The 16,016-nt window shown below is 38.8% G+C and carries 15 protein-coding genes and 2 riboswitches; of the genes, 11 read left to right on the plus strand and 4 right to left on the minus strand.

The window, feature by feature from the left end; genetic code table 11:
• Positions 1-49 precede the first annotated feature (49 nt).
• The 4 genes from qoxD to qoxA are packed head-to-tail and all read right to left on the minus strand — an operon-like array spanning position 50 to position 3,889.
• Positions 50-343 carry a cytochrome aa3 quinol oxidase subunit IV gene (qoxD, locus tag HPT25_RS18240; protein WP_173067355.1) on the minus strand — a complete coding sequence of 98 codons (294 nt, stop codon included), beginning with the start codon at positions 341-343 and terminating at the stop codon, positions 50-52.
• Position 344: 1 nt separating this feature from the next.
• Positions 345-950: a cytochrome aa3 quinol oxidase subunit III gene (gene qoxC / locus HPT25_RS18245; RefSeq protein WP_173067360.1), complete on the minus strand. Its 606-nt coding sequence runs from the start codon at positions 948-950 to the stop codon at positions 345-347.
• Entirely contained in the window at positions 940-2,916 is a 1,977-nt protein-coding gene (gene qoxB, locus HPT25_RS18250; RefSeq protein WP_173067363.1) for a cytochrome aa3 quinol oxidase subunit I, read from the minus strand. The genes qoxC and qoxB overlap by 11 nt, the downstream gene beginning before the upstream one ends.
• The gene (qoxA, locus tag HPT25_RS18255) at positions 2,906-3,889 is read right to left on the minus strand and encodes a cytochrome aa3 quinol oxidase subunit II (protein WP_173067365.1); all 984 of its coding nucleotides are present in this window, start codon (positions 3,887-3,889) and stop codon (positions 2,906-2,908) included. Before qoxA ends, qoxB begins: the two co-directional genes overlap by 11 nt.
• A gap of 359 nt (positions 3,890-4,248) precedes the next feature.
• On the opposite strand from qoxA, the gene HPT25_RS18260 reads away from it, so the two are divergent.
• From HPT25_RS18260 to cbiB, 11 genes are all read left to right on the plus strand, one after another.
• Entirely contained in the window at positions 4,249-4,554 is a 306-nt protein-coding gene (locus tag HPT25_RS18260) for an iron-sulfur cluster assembly accessory protein (RefSeq protein WP_173067369.1), read from the plus strand.
• Positions 4,555-4,785: 231 nt separating this feature from the next.
• Positions 4,786-5,538 (plus strand): Cof-type HAD-IIB family hydrolase, encoded by a 753-nt coding sequence (locus HPT25_RS18265; RefSeq protein ID WP_173067371.1) that lies wholly within the window; start codon positions 4,786-4,788, stop codon positions 5,536-5,538.
• A 194-nt stretch (positions 5,539-5,732) separates the two neighbouring features.
• Positions 5,733-7,193, plus strand: a complete 1,461-nt coding sequence (gene katA / locus HPT25_RS18270; RefSeq protein WP_173067374.1) for a catalase KatA — start codon at positions 5,733-5,735, stop codon at positions 7,191-7,193.
• 398 nt (positions 7,194-7,591) lie between these two features.
• Positions 7,592-8,062, plus strand: a complete 471-nt coding sequence (locus HPT25_RS18275; RefSeq protein WP_173067377.1) for a GyrI-like domain-containing protein — start codon at positions 7,592-7,594, stop codon at positions 8,060-8,062.
• A 342-nt stretch (positions 8,063-8,404) separates the two neighbouring features.
• Positions 8,405-8,552, plus strand: a riboswitch (FMN riboswitch).
• Between the two features lie 148 nt (positions 8,553-8,700).
• Entirely contained in the window at positions 8,701-9,360 is a 660-nt protein-coding gene (gene ribE / locus HPT25_RS18280; protein ID WP_173071254.1) for a riboflavin synthase, read from the plus strand.
• Between the two features lie 31 nt (positions 9,361-9,391).
• Positions 9,392-10,585, plus strand: coding sequence for a bifunctional 3,4-dihydroxy-2-butanone-4-phosphate synthase/GTP cyclohydrolase II (locus tag HPT25_RS18285; protein ID WP_173067380.1), 1,194 nt, complete (start codon positions 9,392-9,394; stop codon positions 10,583-10,585).
• A 36-nt stretch (positions 10,586-10,621) separates the two neighbouring features.
• Complete coding sequence (gene ribH, locus HPT25_RS18290; protein WP_173067383.1) at positions 10,622-11,092, plus strand: 6,7-dimethyl-8-ribityllumazine synthase; 471 nt, start codon at positions 10,622-10,624, stop codon at positions 11,090-11,092.
• Between the two features lie 92 nt (positions 11,093-11,184).
• Positions 11,185-11,375, plus strand: a riboswitch (cobalamin riboswitch).
• Between the two features lie 185 nt (positions 11,376-11,560).
• Positions 11,561-12,526: an ABC transporter substrate-binding protein gene (locus tag HPT25_RS18295; protein ID WP_173067386.1), complete on the plus strand. Its 966-nt coding sequence runs from the start codon at positions 11,561-11,563 to the stop codon at positions 12,524-12,526.
• Positions 12,492-13,553: a FecCD family ABC transporter permease gene (locus HPT25_RS18300; RefSeq protein WP_173067389.1), complete on the plus strand. Its 1,062-nt coding sequence runs from the start codon at positions 12,492-12,494 to the stop codon at positions 13,551-13,553. The genes HPT25_RS18295 and HPT25_RS18300 overlap by 35 nt, the downstream gene beginning before the upstream one ends.
• 3 nt (positions 13,554-13,556) lie before the next feature.
• Positions 13,557-15,020 carry an adenosylcobinamide amidohydrolase gene (locus HPT25_RS18305; RefSeq protein ID WP_173067392.1) on the plus strand — a complete coding sequence of 488 codons (1,464 nt, stop codon included), beginning with the start codon at positions 13,557-13,559 and terminating at the stop codon, positions 15,018-15,020.
• Positions 15,020-15,997, plus strand: a complete 978-nt coding sequence (gene cbiB / locus HPT25_RS18310) for an adenosylcobinamide-phosphate synthase CbiB (RefSeq protein ID WP_173071256.1) — start codon at positions 15,020-15,022, stop codon at positions 15,995-15,997. Before HPT25_RS18305 ends, cbiB begins: the two co-directional genes overlap by 1 nt.
• The last annotated feature ends 19 nt before the right edge of the window (positions 15,998-16,016 follow it).

Here is a 16,016-nt window from a genome sequence, read left to right on the forward strand (position 1 = left end):
TGGGTGTCAGGCACCATGTGAAAACTTCACATGGTGCCTGACACCTTCTTTACATTCCAAATGACATGACCCATATAGAACCACCAATTGTTACGATCGCGATAAAGATGCCGTATATAACGTTGATGGTTTGGGCGGGACTGTCTTCACCTTCGGTTAGGTGCATGAACATGAAGAGTTGAAGTCCTGCTTGAAGGATCGCGAGGGTTCCAATGATCCACATGATGGCTGTAAAGGAAATGGATGTTTTTAAGGCGATAAAAAGGGCTGCAAATGTTAGTACTAAGGAGAGAACAAAGCCATAAACCTGCGTCTTAGGGAGTCCTTTTGTTTGATGATTCATTTTAAGCCACCATCCCTTTTAAATAAACAAATGTAAAGATAAAAATCCAAATGACATCAAGAAAATGCCAATAAAGGCCGATAATGAAAGCCTTCCGCGCAGTAACATTCGTAATCCCGCTTTTGGCGATCTGAATCATTACCATGACAGCCCAGCCAATTCCCATGGATACATGCAAACCATGTGTTCCCAATAAAACAAAGAAGCTTGAGAGGAAGGCGCTCGTTTGCATAGTCGCCCCTTCGTGAACATAATTGATGAATTCACTAATCTCCATCCCGACAAATCCAGCCCCAAGTAATAGGGTTATAAAAAACCAGGTTAATACACCTTTTTTGTTATAACGATGCATTTCAAAAATAGCCAGTCCGCATGTGAAACTGCTCGTTAATAAGAGGATGGTTTCGATCATCACTCCTTTTATTTCAAATAAATCGTGTGGAGTAGGTCCGTTTGCAAATCTTTGATTTAAAACTGAGTAGGTGGCAAACAGTGTTGCAAATAAGATAATTTCCGCACCTAAAAAAATCCAAAAACCAAATATGTTCATCCTGCTTTGCTCGGTTTGATATTCAAGTGGTAAAGACGTATTCGCACTAGCTGACATGATTTTTCACCTCTTTATCTATTTTCCGCCAGGCTTTTTCTATTCTCTTAATTTCATCGATCGGTATATGAAAGCCATCCTTTGTATCAAAGGATCGGACGATCAAGCAGGCAATGATGACAAATGCGGCTACAAGTGCAGCCATTTTCCATTCAAATATCAAAAAGAATCCGGCAATACCAAAGGCAATCGCCATTATAAATGGAAGACCAGAATTATTCGGCATGTGGATTTCTTCCAATTCATCTTCCTTCAATTCCAATCCTTCTTGATGCTTTTTCATATACCAAAAAGCATCAATTGACTTAACTTCCGGAATTTTGGCGAAATTGTAAAATTGAACTGGTGAAGCGGTTGCCCACTCCAAAGTCCGTGCATTCCATGGATCACTTGATATTTTCCGGTCTGCATAACGCGCACTCCAATAAATGTTATAACATAAGAAACCAAACCCTATTGCTAAAATACCAGCACCAATAGCCGAAAGCAGCATTAATGGTCCAAATCCCGTCTCTGCAGAGTAGGTATACGAACGTCGAATGGCGCCATTTAGACCAAGAAAGAACATAGGCATGAACGTTAGGTTGAAACCAATCACAAAAAACCAGAAATGAAGTTTTCCTAATTTTTCATTCAGCATGTGTCCGAACATTTTAGGCCACCAATAATAAAGACCTGCAAATACAGCAAATACTACTCCTGGAATCAAGACATAATGGAAGTGAGCGACCAAGAATAAAGTATTATGGTATTGATAATCAGCAGCCCCCATAGCCAGCATGACCCCTGTAACGCCACCAATGACAAAGCAAGGAACGAATGCTAGGGCCCAAAGCATTGCCGTTGTAAATTCGATTCGCCCTTTTCTTAAAGTAAACAGCCAGTTAAACATTTTTACGCCGGTCGGTATTGCAATCATCATGGTGGTAATCGAAAAGATGGAATTCACACCAGGTCCAGCCCCCATTGTAAAAAAGTGGTGGACCCAGACCAGCATACTTAAAAACGCTATCCCGACGATCGAAAATACCATTGATTTATAACCATAAAGATTTTTATGAGAAAATGTCGAAATCACCTCGGAAAACATCCCGAATGCCGGAAGGACAACAATATATACCTCAGGGTGGCCCCACAGCCAAAATAAGTTAACCCACATCATATCCATTCCTCCGCCGCCAAGTGTGAAGAAATGGGTCCCAAAAATCCGGTCAAAAGTCATCAAGGCCAGTGCAACTGTGAAAATCGGGAATGATGCCCAAATTATGACGGAGGCGATAAAGGATGTCCAGGTAAACATAGGCATTCTCATTAACGTCATACCGGGAGCCCTCATTTTTAATATAGTGACAATAAAGTTAATTCCCGTCATCAATGTTCCAATCCCGGCAATCTGAATAGCAACAGCGTAGAAGTTATTGCCTACACCTGGAGTAAATTCTTTGCCTGCAAGAGGAAAATATGCTGTCCAGCCTGCATCGGGTGATCCGCCAATGACAAAGGAAATATTAAACAACATCGCTCCTGCAAACGTCAGCCAGAAGCTCACAGCATTCAGTTGTGGAAAGGCAACGTCTCGGGCGCCGATTTGCAGTGGTACAATGACATTCATAATTCCAATTAAAAATGGCATGGCCATAAACAAGATCATGATGACACCATGTGTGGTGAAGATTTCATTGTAGTGCTGTGCATCGAGAAACTTTTCATTTGGAACGGCGGTTTGGGCCTTCATTAATAATCCATCCATACCACCGCGGAAAAACATCAGGACGCCCACAAGAATATACATGATGCCGATTCTTTTATGATCAACAGTAGTCAGCCATTCACGCCAAAGCCATTTCCATCTCTTTAAATAGGATACCGCAGCAATAATCCCTGCCATGGTCAGTACAATTGCAATTTGTGAACCTAGGATTAACGGGTCACCAGTAATAAACAGCCGATCCCACTTAATTCCCATTCTGTTCACCTCCACTAGATTTTGTGTCCATCTTCATATTCATTTCCATCTTTTTATCGGTAGTTATAGGATCGGATTCCTTGAAAATTTGGCCAGGGTAGTCGTGATTTCGATACAATTCAGGAAAGGTGTAGGTTTTTGAATCCATATCAGCATGATTGACCCATGCTAAATGCGTATTAGAAAAAGTTTCACGGCCAAGATTGGATGGTTTTAATAGATCAATATATTTCTTTTCTGTTAACTTCGGAGCTTGTGCTTTAACATCCTTTACCCATTTGGCAAAAGCTTGAGGTGATTTTGCTTCGACCGTGAATTCCATCTCAGCATAACCTTTTCCGTTAAAATTCGTGTTTTTGCCAATGTATTCTCCAGTATGATCAGCTACTAGATAAAGCTGGGTTTCCATTTTGGCCATCGCATATTTTTGACCGCCTAATTGCGGTACCCAAAATGATTGCATTGTCCCAGCAGAGGTCAATTTGAACTTCACAGGTGTACCAACAGGAATATTAACGTAGTTAACCGTTTCAATCCCTTGATCAGGGTAACTGAAGATCCATTTCCAGTCCGCAGATGTAACATTGATGGTAATGACTTTTTTGTTTTTGTATCCTTCTGGAACCTTTTCAAGATTATAAATTGTCTTAATAGTAGGAATGGTTAAGGCAATAACAATTAATATCGGGATGGCGGTCCAAGTAAATTCCAATATGGTGCTGCCATGTTCTTCGGGAGGCTCATAATCCATGTTTCTCGGGGTGGCCCTATATTTCCATACAATATACCCAAAAAGCCCAAATACAACTGTGACAACCAATGCCATAAAAATTAACGACCAGTTAATCAGCCCGAGTATTTCACGAGCAGCAGGCCCTTTGGGATCAAAGACAGCCAATTTGCTATCACATCCACTTAGGACAAGTACTGGTAATACGGCCATTAAAGAAATGTAACGACGTATTTTCAACATGAAGCAAGCTCCTTCCTATTGTATTTGCTCACAAGTATTGTGAATTAATTCACAAACAAAACTATTAATCATCCAAGCTATCAAAATCTCTCGATGGAAAAAAGTCTAATTAAATCAATTTTATTTAAGATTTATTTGTGAATATTTTCCTTAAAACAATCTTAGCAAGATGTCTGTGATGTTTGTAGTACATTTTGAAAAAAATTGTGACAATTCTGTTAAATATTCACTAAAGAGGTAAAAAATCCTTTTGGAATTTAGGTTAATGAACGATAAATAGCATATTTGATGTGTTTTTCATAAAAGTTGTCTATATTAATATAGGAATGAGAAAATTGCCAATCGTGGAGGTTAATAAATTGAAAGTTAAAATTAATCGTAATGCTGCAAAGGCTTTAAAGAAATTGTTAGAAAAGGAAGAAACGGAAGGGAAGATTTTTCGTATTTTTGTTACCCATTTGCACGGTGATCATGCCCATTATGACATGAAGCTTGATACACCGACTGCAAATGATGTGGTTGTTCAAACGGATAAGGACATTGATTTTATTTTGGAGAAAGATAATGAATATTTAGATGGTGTGTGGATTCAATATTTTCAGCTGCCTCAAGAAGAATGGGTCATAACAAACCCAAACAAGGGCGGTCACCATCATCATCATTAATAAACGACACACATAAAACGGGCTAAAGCAATTCTTTAGCTCTTTTTAAATGACAGCTTTGCAAAAAATACCGTTCGGATCCAACCAAATCCACAACAGATTCAAGATTTACATACAACAAAGTCATATTGAAAATAGAATCGATACAAGTTCAAACCGATAGTTTTGATTATGATGGATGTCCATGTTAATCTTAGAAAAGGAAAAATTCAGAAGGGAGTGTGTCCCCACATGGAAAATTTTAAACAGGATGCTGAAATTAAACTCATTGCATTGGATATGGATGGAACACTATTAAACAATAAAGGTGAAATTCCAGAAGCAAATCGGCAGGCCATACAGGAGGCACAGAAAAAAGGGATTTTTGTGGTGCTAAGTACAGGCCGTTCAATTAATACGAGCCGTGATCATGCAGAAACACTTGAATTGACCTCATTTCTTGTCACCGCTAATGGCAGTGAAATCTGGGATCAAAATCGAAATTTAGTGTCTAGAAATCCTGTCAGATCTGAGCTGATTCAATGGATGTGGGAGCTGTCACAACAGCATAATACGAAATTCTGGGCAATAAGTACTGAGCGAAATTGGAATGATGAAATGCCAGAAGATTTACATACATATGAATGGCTGAAATTCGGCTTCAATATAGAAGATGATGCTACTCGAGAATTCATTTTTAAAGAATTAGAAGCGAAAAATGAATTTGAATTAACCAACTCCACTTTAAAAAATATTGAAGTAAATCCAAAGGGAATCAGCAAGGCAAAAGGGCTCGAACTTGTATGCGAAAAATTAGGGATTGAAATGAAAAATGTCATGGCTGTGGGCGATTCGCTGAACGATTTAGCTATGATTAAGGCTGCGGGAATTGGTGTTGCTATGGGAAATGCACAAGAAACAGTCAAAGAGGCAGCGGATTGGATCACATCAACAAACGAGGAGAATGGAGTTGCAAATGCCATTCGGAAATGGGCATTAAGTTAAAATATGTATTTTAAGGACGTTATTTCTGAAGTTTAGGAATAACGTCCATTTTTTTTAATATTTATTTAACAGTGGGTAAAGACAAGGTGTGCGAAAATCAATATTAAATTAAAATAATTATAATTTAATATTGATTTTTAAAAGATTCATACTATAATAAAGTTAAAGTTTTAAAAAGTTTACGAGGTGATGAAATGGATAAAGAAAATAAGCAATTAACCACAGGAACAGGTGCACCGGTTGGTGATAATCAAAACTCAATGACAGCAGGATCGCGCGGTCCGACGTTAATACAAGACATCCATCTATTAGAAAAATTAGCCCACTTTAACAGGGAAAGAGTGCCAGAACGTGTTGTCCATGCTAAAGGTGCAGGTGCCCACGGATATTTTGAAGTGACAAACGATATGGGAAAATATACAAAGGCACAGCTGTTTAATGGCGTAGGGAAAAGGACACCGATGTTTATTCGCTTTTCTACTGTGGCTGGAGAGCTTGGCTCTGCAGATACAGTCCGTGATCCCCGTGGATTTGCGGTTAAGTTCTATACAGAAGAAGGGAACTATGACCTAGTCGGTAACAATACACCTATCTTTTTTATCCGTGATGCTATTAAATTTCCTGATTTCATTCACACGCAAAAACGCGATCCTAAAACACACTTAAAAAATCCGAATGCAGTCTGGGATTTTTGGTCGTTATCACCGGAAGCTTTACATCAAGTAACCTATTTAATGGGTGACCGCGGTATCCCGGCTACATACCGCCATATGAACGGATACGGCAGTCATACATTTAAATGGGTAAATAATGCTGGGGAAGCTGTTTGGGTGAAATATCACTTTAAAACAGAACAAGGGGTTAAAAATATGACCTCTGATGTTGCATCCAAAATAGCAGGTGAAAATCCGGATTATCATACCGAAGACTTGTTTAATGCCATTGAAAAGGGTGATTTCCCAGCATGGAAGCTTTATGTGCAAATCATGCCGTTTGAAGATGCGGACACCTATCGATTTGACCCATTTGATGTAACGAAAATCTGGTCCCATAAAGATTATCCGCTCATTGAAGTTGGCAGAATGGTGCTTGACCGTAATCCGGAGAATTATTTCGCGGAAGTAGAACAGGCCACCTTCTCACCTGGAACAATGGTGCCAGGTATTGAGGCTTCTCCAGATAAAATGCTTCAGGGCCGCCTATTTGCCTACTCAGACGCACATCGCTATCGAGTGGGCGCGAATCATAATTTACTGCCGATTAATCGTCCGAAAGCAGAATTGAATAACTATCAACGAGATGGTGCAATGCGATTCGATCAAAATGGCGGAGGCTCTGTCTATTATGAACCAAACAGCTATGGCGGACCAAAAGAGTCACCGGAATATAAACAAACTCCTTTTGATGTAGCAGGGCTTGCCGGCCAAACAGCGTATGATCAAAATGATCATTACACACAAGCTGGTGACTTGTATCGATTGATGTCAGAAGCAGAACGCCGCCGTTTAGTAGAAAACATTGTAGCGGCAATGAAGCCGGTAGAACGGAACGATATTAAGATTAGGCAAATTCAGCATTTTTATAAAGCAGATCCAGAATATGGAGAAAGAGTGGCAAAAGGGCTGAATCTGCCTATACCGCAGGAAGTAAAATAAACAATAAGCGGCCGTTCGAATTTTATTCTTCGAACGGCCATTTTTTAATAGATTAGGTAAAGGGTGTTGTAGATCGTACCTTTAGAAAAAGTACGACAAATTTTGACGTTGTTCTGCTGTAATATCCTAATGCCGAATATCGCCTCACTTGAAATAACTTAGGTGATAAATTACATAAGAATAACTTTAAATCTATATTTCATGCCCTTTTAAAAACCCAAATTTAATATTAAAATATTGAAAAATAATATAGATAAGGTAATTGCTTCCAAAAACAAATCCAAAAAATCCCTTTTCTAAAATAACAAAATATATGAATTCGTCGAATTGTTTTTGCAGGATTTTTATAATATTTTTAGAATCTTTTTAATAAGTTTTTAAAAAAAGGGGGCGTTAACTTGGGAATTCAAGTAGTTGAAAAAGGAGAAATTAAAGTGGTTGGTATCTCCTGGAATGGTAATATTTCGCAGAAGGACACTATCCCCGGTCTATTTCATGTTATGGAAAGACGTCTTAATGAAATAACCAATAAAACCGAGGAGTACGTATTTATTGCACCTTTCCATAGCAGAGAAACAGAAATTACATATTACGTAACAGCACCAGTAGAAAAACTTGAACAAATTCCTGAAGGAATGGTGGGTTTTACGATTCCTCGAAAAAATTATGTTTTTGCTACACATAAAGGAAAACTAGAAGAAATCGAAAATACTTATAAACAAATCTTTTGTTGGATGAATGAATATGGGTACGAACAGGATCACTCAGCTTTAAGCTTGGAGATTTATAAGGAAGAGAATATAGAGCCAAACCGTGATGAAGATAAGCACATCGAAATTTATTTACCAGTTAAGGCATACAAATATTAATTTGGAAACTAAAAACAGGGGAAGGCAGTACCTTCTCCTTTTATTTTTTGAGTTACACCTTTTGTCATTCATTTAAGCATAATTTATTTAAGGCTATGTTTAAGTACATTGTTGATATTTAAACACTGTTGATTGGAGCGGAAATCAACAGCCAAATTTAACAGTGCCTTTTTAAAGCAAGCCGGTGTTAAAAATATTTTCCGATTGAAATACAATGAAAAACCTACTTCTGAAGGTGAATAAAAATAATGAAGTAAGCTATCTTAATTGCATGAAAAATAAATCTGAGTTAATATGATGTTAACAATTGCATAAAAATAAGGATCGTATCGGCAGAGGTATGATCTCCTTCGGGGTCAGGTGAAATTCCGAACCGGCGGTGATGAAGCGAGTGCTTCTTAGTCCGTGACCCGTTTAACACCTGTGTTAAACGGTGGATCTGGTGAAATTCCAGAGCCGACAGTTAAAGTCTGGATGGGAGAAGGTAATTTGAAAGGTTTAGATCAGGTAAAAAAATCCCTGCGTTTAAGCCTTGGTTTCTTATTGTCTTTTTTGTGGACCCTGAAGTATCTTTAGGGTCCTTTTTATATGTGAAATTTTCAAAAAATCACATCACCGAATAGATGGGGGGGTGAATGATGTTTACCGGTATTATCGAAGAAATTGGTACCATTTCTGGACTTAAGCGTACAGGGGAATCTTTTGTTCTTACAATTGAAGCAAAAAAGATTTTGAAAGATGTCCATCTTGGAGATAGCATTGCCGTTAACGGCGTATGTCTTACAGTTACAGCATATACTGAACGGCAATTTTCTGTTGATGTCATGCCTGAAACTGTCAGGTCCACTAGTTTAAACAGTTTAACTCGTGGATCTAAAGTGAATTTAGAAAGGGCTATGGCAGCGGGCGGCAGATTTGGCGGACATTTTGTGTCAGGGCATATTGACGGAACTGGAATGATTAAAAGTAAGAAAGCAGTAGAGAATGCCGTTTATTATGAAATTGAGGCAGATTCAGAAGTGTTAAAATATATCATCCATAAAGGGTCAATTGCAGTTGACGGGACAAGCTTGACCGTATTTTCGGTTTCTGAAAATAGCTTCACACTTTCGTTAATCCCACACACATTAGCAGAAACAGTTATTGGCTTCAAGGGTCCCGGTGAGATCGTGAATTTGGAGTGCGATATGATCGGTAAATACGTTGGTCATTATCTGCAAAATTTCACTACTAAACATCAGCAAAAACAGAAATCTGGGATTACAGCTGCATTTTTGCAAGATAATGGATTTCTATAAGAGAAATGTATAGACGAAGGAGTGAAACAGCATGTTTGATACCGTTGAAGCAGCTTTAACAGACCTAAAAGAAGGAAAGGTCATCATTGTCTGTGATGATGAAGATCGTGAAAATGAAGGGGATTTTATTGCTTTAGCTGAAAAAGCAACTCCAGAAATCATTAATCTAATGGCGACACATGGAAGAGGGCTAATTTGTGCGCCGATTGAAGAAGACCTTGCTCAAAAGCTGGATTTACTGCCAATGGTTTCGAAAAATACTGATGCACATGGTACGGCTTTTACTGTAAGCATTGACCATAAATATACAACCACCGGTATTTCCGCATTTGAACGATCATCAACGATCTTAAGTATGCTTGATCCTGATGCAAAGCCCGCTGATTTTAAAAGACCTGGCCATGTATTTCCACTTATCGCCAAAAAAGGTGGTGTTCTAAGAAGAACAGGGCATACAGAAGCTGCTGTGGATTTAGCGAGGCTCTGCGGGGCAAAGCCTGCTGGAGTTATTTGTGAAATTATGAATGAAGATGGGACAATGGCCCGTGTTCCACAATTAAGACAAACAGCAGATAAGCTAGATGTTAAAATGATTACGATAAAAGATTTAATCGAGTACCGAAACAAAAAGGATAAATTGGTCAAACGTGAAGTCGAAGTAACGCTCCCAACAGAATTTGGCGAATTTAAAGCGATCGGTTACTCTAATCTTATTGATCAAAAAGAACATATTGCATTGGTAAAAGGGGAAATTGATCCCGAAAAGCCGATTCTCGTTAGAGTACATTCAGAATGCTTAACAGGTGATGTCTTTGGATCATACCGTTGTGACTGCGGTCCACAGCTGCACGCTGCTTTAAGGCAAATCGAAAAGGCTGAAAACGGTGTTTTACTTTATATGCGCCAAGAAGGAAGGGGAATTGGACTCTTAAATAAATTACGTGCTTATAAGCTGCAAGAACAGGGATTTGATACTGTCGAGGCAAATGAAAAGCTTGGTTTCCCTGCTGATTTAAGGGAGTATGGAATCGGTGCGCAAATTTTGAAAGATTTAGGAATTCGAAAAATGCGGTTATTAACCAATAACCCTAGAAAAATCAAAGGATTAAAAGGATATGAGTTAGAGGTTGTTGAACGAGTACCGCTCCAAATGGATACGAGAGAAGAGAATGAAAACTATCTCAGGACAAAACAGGGTAAACTTGGGCACATGTTACATTTTTAATTTTTAGAAAAAATAAATAATATTGGAGGAATCATCATGGGACACATTTATGAAGGTAATTTAGTAGGTACAGGTCTTAAAGTGGGAGTTGTTGTCGGACGTTTTAACGAATTTATTACTAGCAAGTTGCTTAGCGGTGCGCAGGATGCGTTAAAAAGACATGGAGTAAATGACTCTGATGTAGATATTGCTTGGGTTCCAGGAGCGTTTGAAATCCCGTTAATTGCACAAAAAATGGCTAATAGCAAAAAGTATGATGCAGTTATCACACTTGGTACTGTAATCCGCGGCGCGACACCGCATTTTGACTATGTTTGCAAAGAAGCAGCAAAAGGAGTTTCTTCTGTTTCATTAGATAGCGGAATCCCTGTTGTCTTTGGTGTCCTAACCACTGATTCCATTGAACAGGCAATTGAACGTGCCGGAACAAAAGCAGGAAATAAAGGATGGGAAGCCGCAGCCGTAGCAATTGAAATGGCAAACCTTTGCAGAAATCTTGAACAATAATAATGTCAATCAATGTAAAAGGGATATCTAATCTAAAAAATAAAGATAAAAACATATACAAATCAATTTGCTTTTCTTATAATTGAAACAACAGAAAATATCGGAAGATAGGTGCTGAAATTCTAAAAAGGATTACAGCTTAAAAGGGAAGTTGGTGAAAAGCCAACGCGGTCCCGCCACTGTAAATGGGAGCAACCTGCCAAATGTCACTGTTCGTATGGATGGGAAGACGCAGGAAGCAATGACCATGAGCCAGGAGACCTGCCTGTTTTTGATTGCGCCAAAGGACCTACGAGGATAGGAAGGTGTGGTAGACTAGACGAATTTACATTAGTAATTTAATCTGATCATGCCGACATCCTCTCTCTTTTGAGGATGTTTTTTATTTATTGTTTGGTTCTTTGGTGTAAGTCGAGGATATTTTTTGACTGAAAATATTTGACTACATAGAAAGTTGGGGAAAAACAGATGAAGAAGTTGTATTCGCTAATGTTCGTACTTTTGTTAATTTTAGGTGCATTAGCAGGTTGTGCAGAAAAAAATAACCAAACAAAAGGTGATCAAAAATCAACTGTTGAAAAGAACTCAGAGAAAGTTACTTTTCCAGTAACCATTACAGACGCATTAAATAATAAGGTTGTTATAAATAAGAAGCCAGAAAGAATTGTTTCACTAATGCCAAGCAATACAGAAATTGCTTTTGCCTTAGGCCTTGATAAGGAAGTTGTCGGTGTTTCAGATTATGATAATTATCCGACGGATGCGGCGAAAAAAGAAAAAATTGGCGGGGAGAATTTCAATGTTGAAAAGATTATTGCCCTAAAGCCAAATTTAGTTTTGGCACATGCCTCATCTGCTCAAACATCGGCTGCTGCATTAACACAGCTTAAGAATGCTGGAATTCAAGTGATTGTTGTGAATAATGCGCAAAACTTTGATCAAGTGTATAACTCCATCAATATGATAGGAAAAGCAACGGGAGAAACAAAGAAAGCTGCTGAGATTGTGAAAGGAATGAAGGATAAATTAGCTGAAATTAAAGCAAAGGCCAAGACTATCAAAGAAAAGAAAAAGGTGTATATTGAAGTTTCACCTGCTCCAGATATTTACACTACCGGAAAAGATACTTTTATGAATGAAATGCTTGACACGATTAATGCTGAGAATATTGAAAGTGATCAAACAGGTTGGATTAAAGTTGATCAAGAATCGATCATTAAAAGAAATCCTGATGTTATCATTACAACATACGGCTATTATGTGAAAAATCCTGCGCAACAGGTTTTAAGCAGAAAAGGCTGGGAAAACGTAAATGCTGTTAAAAATAAACAAGTAATTGATGTTAATTCAGATCAAGTAAATCGACCAGGCCCAAGGATTGTTGAAGGAGTAGAAGATCTTGCAAAGGCCATCTATCCAGAAGTTTTTAAATAATAAATATCTAGCTTTTTGTGCCGCTGGAATGTTCCTTCTAGTATCCATATTATTGGGGGTCTCCATCGGAACAGTAACAGTTCCAATAACTGCAATTATAAAAATTATTACGGCAAAAATTTTTGGATTTATATCACTTCGTGGAATCGATTCAATGAATATAACCATTGTTATGGATATTCGTTTACCACGTGTGATTCTATCCGGTCTAGTTGGGGCGGCTCTTGCGATTGCAGGAGCGGCCTTTCAAGGTTTGTTAAAAAATCCTCTTGCCGACCCGTATACATTGGGGGTATCTTCCGGTGCATCAGTTGGTGCAGTTCTAACCTTATTTTTTCAATTGTCTGTACCATTTATTGGTTCCTTTACATTGCCTGTTCTAAGTATCCTTTTTTCATTTTTATCTATTTTCTCCGTGCTAGCCTTTGCTCGTAAAATTGACCGCACGATGAGAGTGGAGACTATTATTTTAACCGGAATTATTTTCAGCTCTTTCTTAGGGGCTCTCATTTCTCTCATGATTGCTCTGACTGGGGATGAACTCAGACAAATTATCGGCTGGCTTCTAGGAAGTGTGTCCATGAGAGGCTGGGAATACATAAAAATCATACTGCCATTCTTTATAATTGGTTCTCTTATGTTGATCGCAAACGCTAAAGAACTGAATGCCATGTCGTTTGGGGAGGATCGAGCGCATCACTTGGGAGTTGACGTTCAAAAAAGAAAACTCATGATCTTGACCGCTGGTTCCATTTTAACTGGCGCAGCAGTTGCGGTGTCAGGCACCATCGGTTTTGTTGGTCTAGTGATTCCGCATCTAGCAAGATTATTATGGGGACCCGATCATAGATTTCTTCTGCCGTTGTCTATTTTAACTGGAAGTGGTTTTTTAATCTTGACGGATTTGATTTCCAGGACCATTATTTCGCCTACTGAATTGCCAATTGGTGTTATTACGGCCTTGATTGGTGCACCAGTATTCGGCTTAATCCTCTTGAAAAGAAAACGAATGGAAAGAAGTGGATAGTGAATGCTTAGTGTTCGGAATGTATCAGGTGGTTATTCTTCAGAAACAATCTTGAATGACATTTCTTTTGAGGTGGAAAAAGGCGAATTGTTTGGAATTCTTGGGCCGAATGGAAGCGGGAAATCCACCTTATTAAAAATGATCAGCGGAATCTTGCCATTTCAATCTGGTGAGATTTTAATTGCTGGGAAAAGCTTAAAGGACTTCCATTCTAAACAATTAGCTAAAACAGTTGCCGTATTATCACAGCACTTTTCGGAATCCTTTTCTTATACAGTAAAAGAAACGGTGTCACTTGGCCGCTATGCCCATCAAAAAGGCTGGTTTCAGACTTGGTCTGATCAAGATGAGAACGTAGTTCAGAATGTAATGGATCAAACTGGCGTATCCATATTTCAAAATAAATACATCCAGGAATTGTCCGGCGGTGAAAAACAAAGGGTATTTCTAGCGCAGGCGTTGGCACAAGAACCAGAAATCCTGTTATTGGATGAACCGACAAATCACTTAGACTTATCGTATCAAAAGGAATTATTAGATCTTTTGAAGAGTTGGACTTCACAAAATGGACTAACGGTCATCTCTATTTTTCACGATATTAACCTGGCTGGATTGTACTGTGACCGGTTGCTCTTATTAGAAGACGGAACGATAAATATTGATCATACACCAAACGAGGTTATTAGAGAAGAACGGATCAAAGAGGTTTACCAAACAGAAATACAAAAGCATCCTCATCCAACCGTTGCTGCACCACAGATGGTCTTACTGCCAGAAATATTAAAGAAATCTAATAGCGTAAATATTCATGAAGGTTTTCTTCAGAGGACGAGTGAATATATTGTGCTAAGTTCCCCTGCTCCGTTAAGAACAATGTCATCTGGTGTTGTAGGGTCAGGAACAGGCTGGCATCAAACTTTTGTAAATCGCCACGTCAATAAGAATTATAATTGCAATGACCATCGTGGGGAAATGATTTCGTTTCTAAAATCAAAGGGATTTGAACCATCTGAAACAGTGGGAATGATGACAGCGGTAGTGCTTGAGGACCTCTCCTGCCAAACGAGTTACGATGATGAATTTTCACTATTTGTTGTTGTCACTGCAGGAGTGGGAAATGCTGTCGATGCTTCGAAAAGTGAGATGCATGATTTTAAGATGGTGTCAGGCACCATTAATATTTGGATTTTCATTAATGGAGAATTAACGGAAGAAGCTTTTATTCAATCGATTATGACGGCAACAGAAGCGAAAGTGAAGGCCATTCATGATTTAAATGTTCTTGATCCCGTTACAGGAACAATTGCCACAGGAACTTCTACAGACAGTATCATGATAGCTGCGACCCAAACGGGTAAGAAGCTTGAGTACGCCGGAACGATTACTCCTTTGGGTAAACAAATTGGTAAAACGGTATATCAATGTACAACGGAAGCCATCAAAAAATCTCAAAAGAGGAAAACATGATGATCTTCTATCATTTACTTTCGATTACAATCGCTTATTTGATTGATATGCTTGTTGGGGATCCACCAAACTGGCCTCATCCTGTAAAATGGATTGGTTCCTTGATTTCATCTCTTGAAAAAGGATGGAATCAAGGAGGTGGGAGGAAATGGAAAGGGGTTTACCTGCTCCTTTTTGTTTTATTCCTAGTCTTTGGTTTGGTAAGTATTTTGGTTTTCATAGGTTATAAGATTCATCCCATTTTGGGAGTTTTTGTTGAGGCCTTCATCATTGCCGCAACGATTGCTCAAAAAAGCTTAAAAGAAGCTTCCAATGATGTTTACCTGCCGCTTACCGAAGGGGATTTACCAGAGGCTAGAAAAAGACTCTCTTATATTGTTGGTAGGGATACGGAGTTTTTACCTGAAGCGGAAATCGCGAGGGGAGCAATTGAGACTGTTGCAGAAAATACATGTGATGGTGTGACAGCACCATTATTTTGGGCATTGATTGGAGGAGCCCCCCTGGCAATGGTATACAGGGCAGCTAATACCTGTGATTCGATGGTGGGGCATTTAAATGAAAGATATAAGGATTTTGGCTGGGCATCCGCAAAATGGGATGATGTTATGAATTGGATTCCAAGCCGTATAACAGGTATCTTGATGCTGCTGGGAAAACATCCAGAGCAGATGGACTACAAAAAGGCTTGGAAGATTCTGTTCCGTGATGCGAAGAAGCACCCAAGTCCAAACAGCGGCTGGGGTGAGGCGGCTGCAGCCGTTATTTTAGGGATTCAACTTGGCGGCATTAACTATTACAAAGGTATGATTTCTGATCGGGCTAAAATGGGTGAGCCCCAAACAACGATTCAAGCTGAACATATTTTAAAAGTAAATGCTCTTTTATACAAGACCGTATTTTTATTCTTAGTTTTTTTATGGACCGGGGGAATGGCTTTTGAATGGGTCTTCACATGGATTAAATCCACTATTTGATAGGAGCAGCCAGCTACAG

Origin of the sequence: Neobacillus endophyticus (assembly GCF_013248975.1) — a bacterium.
GTDB classification, from domain to species: domain Bacteria; phylum Bacillota; class Bacilli; order Bacillales; family Cytobacillaceae; genus Neobacillus; species Neobacillus endophyticus.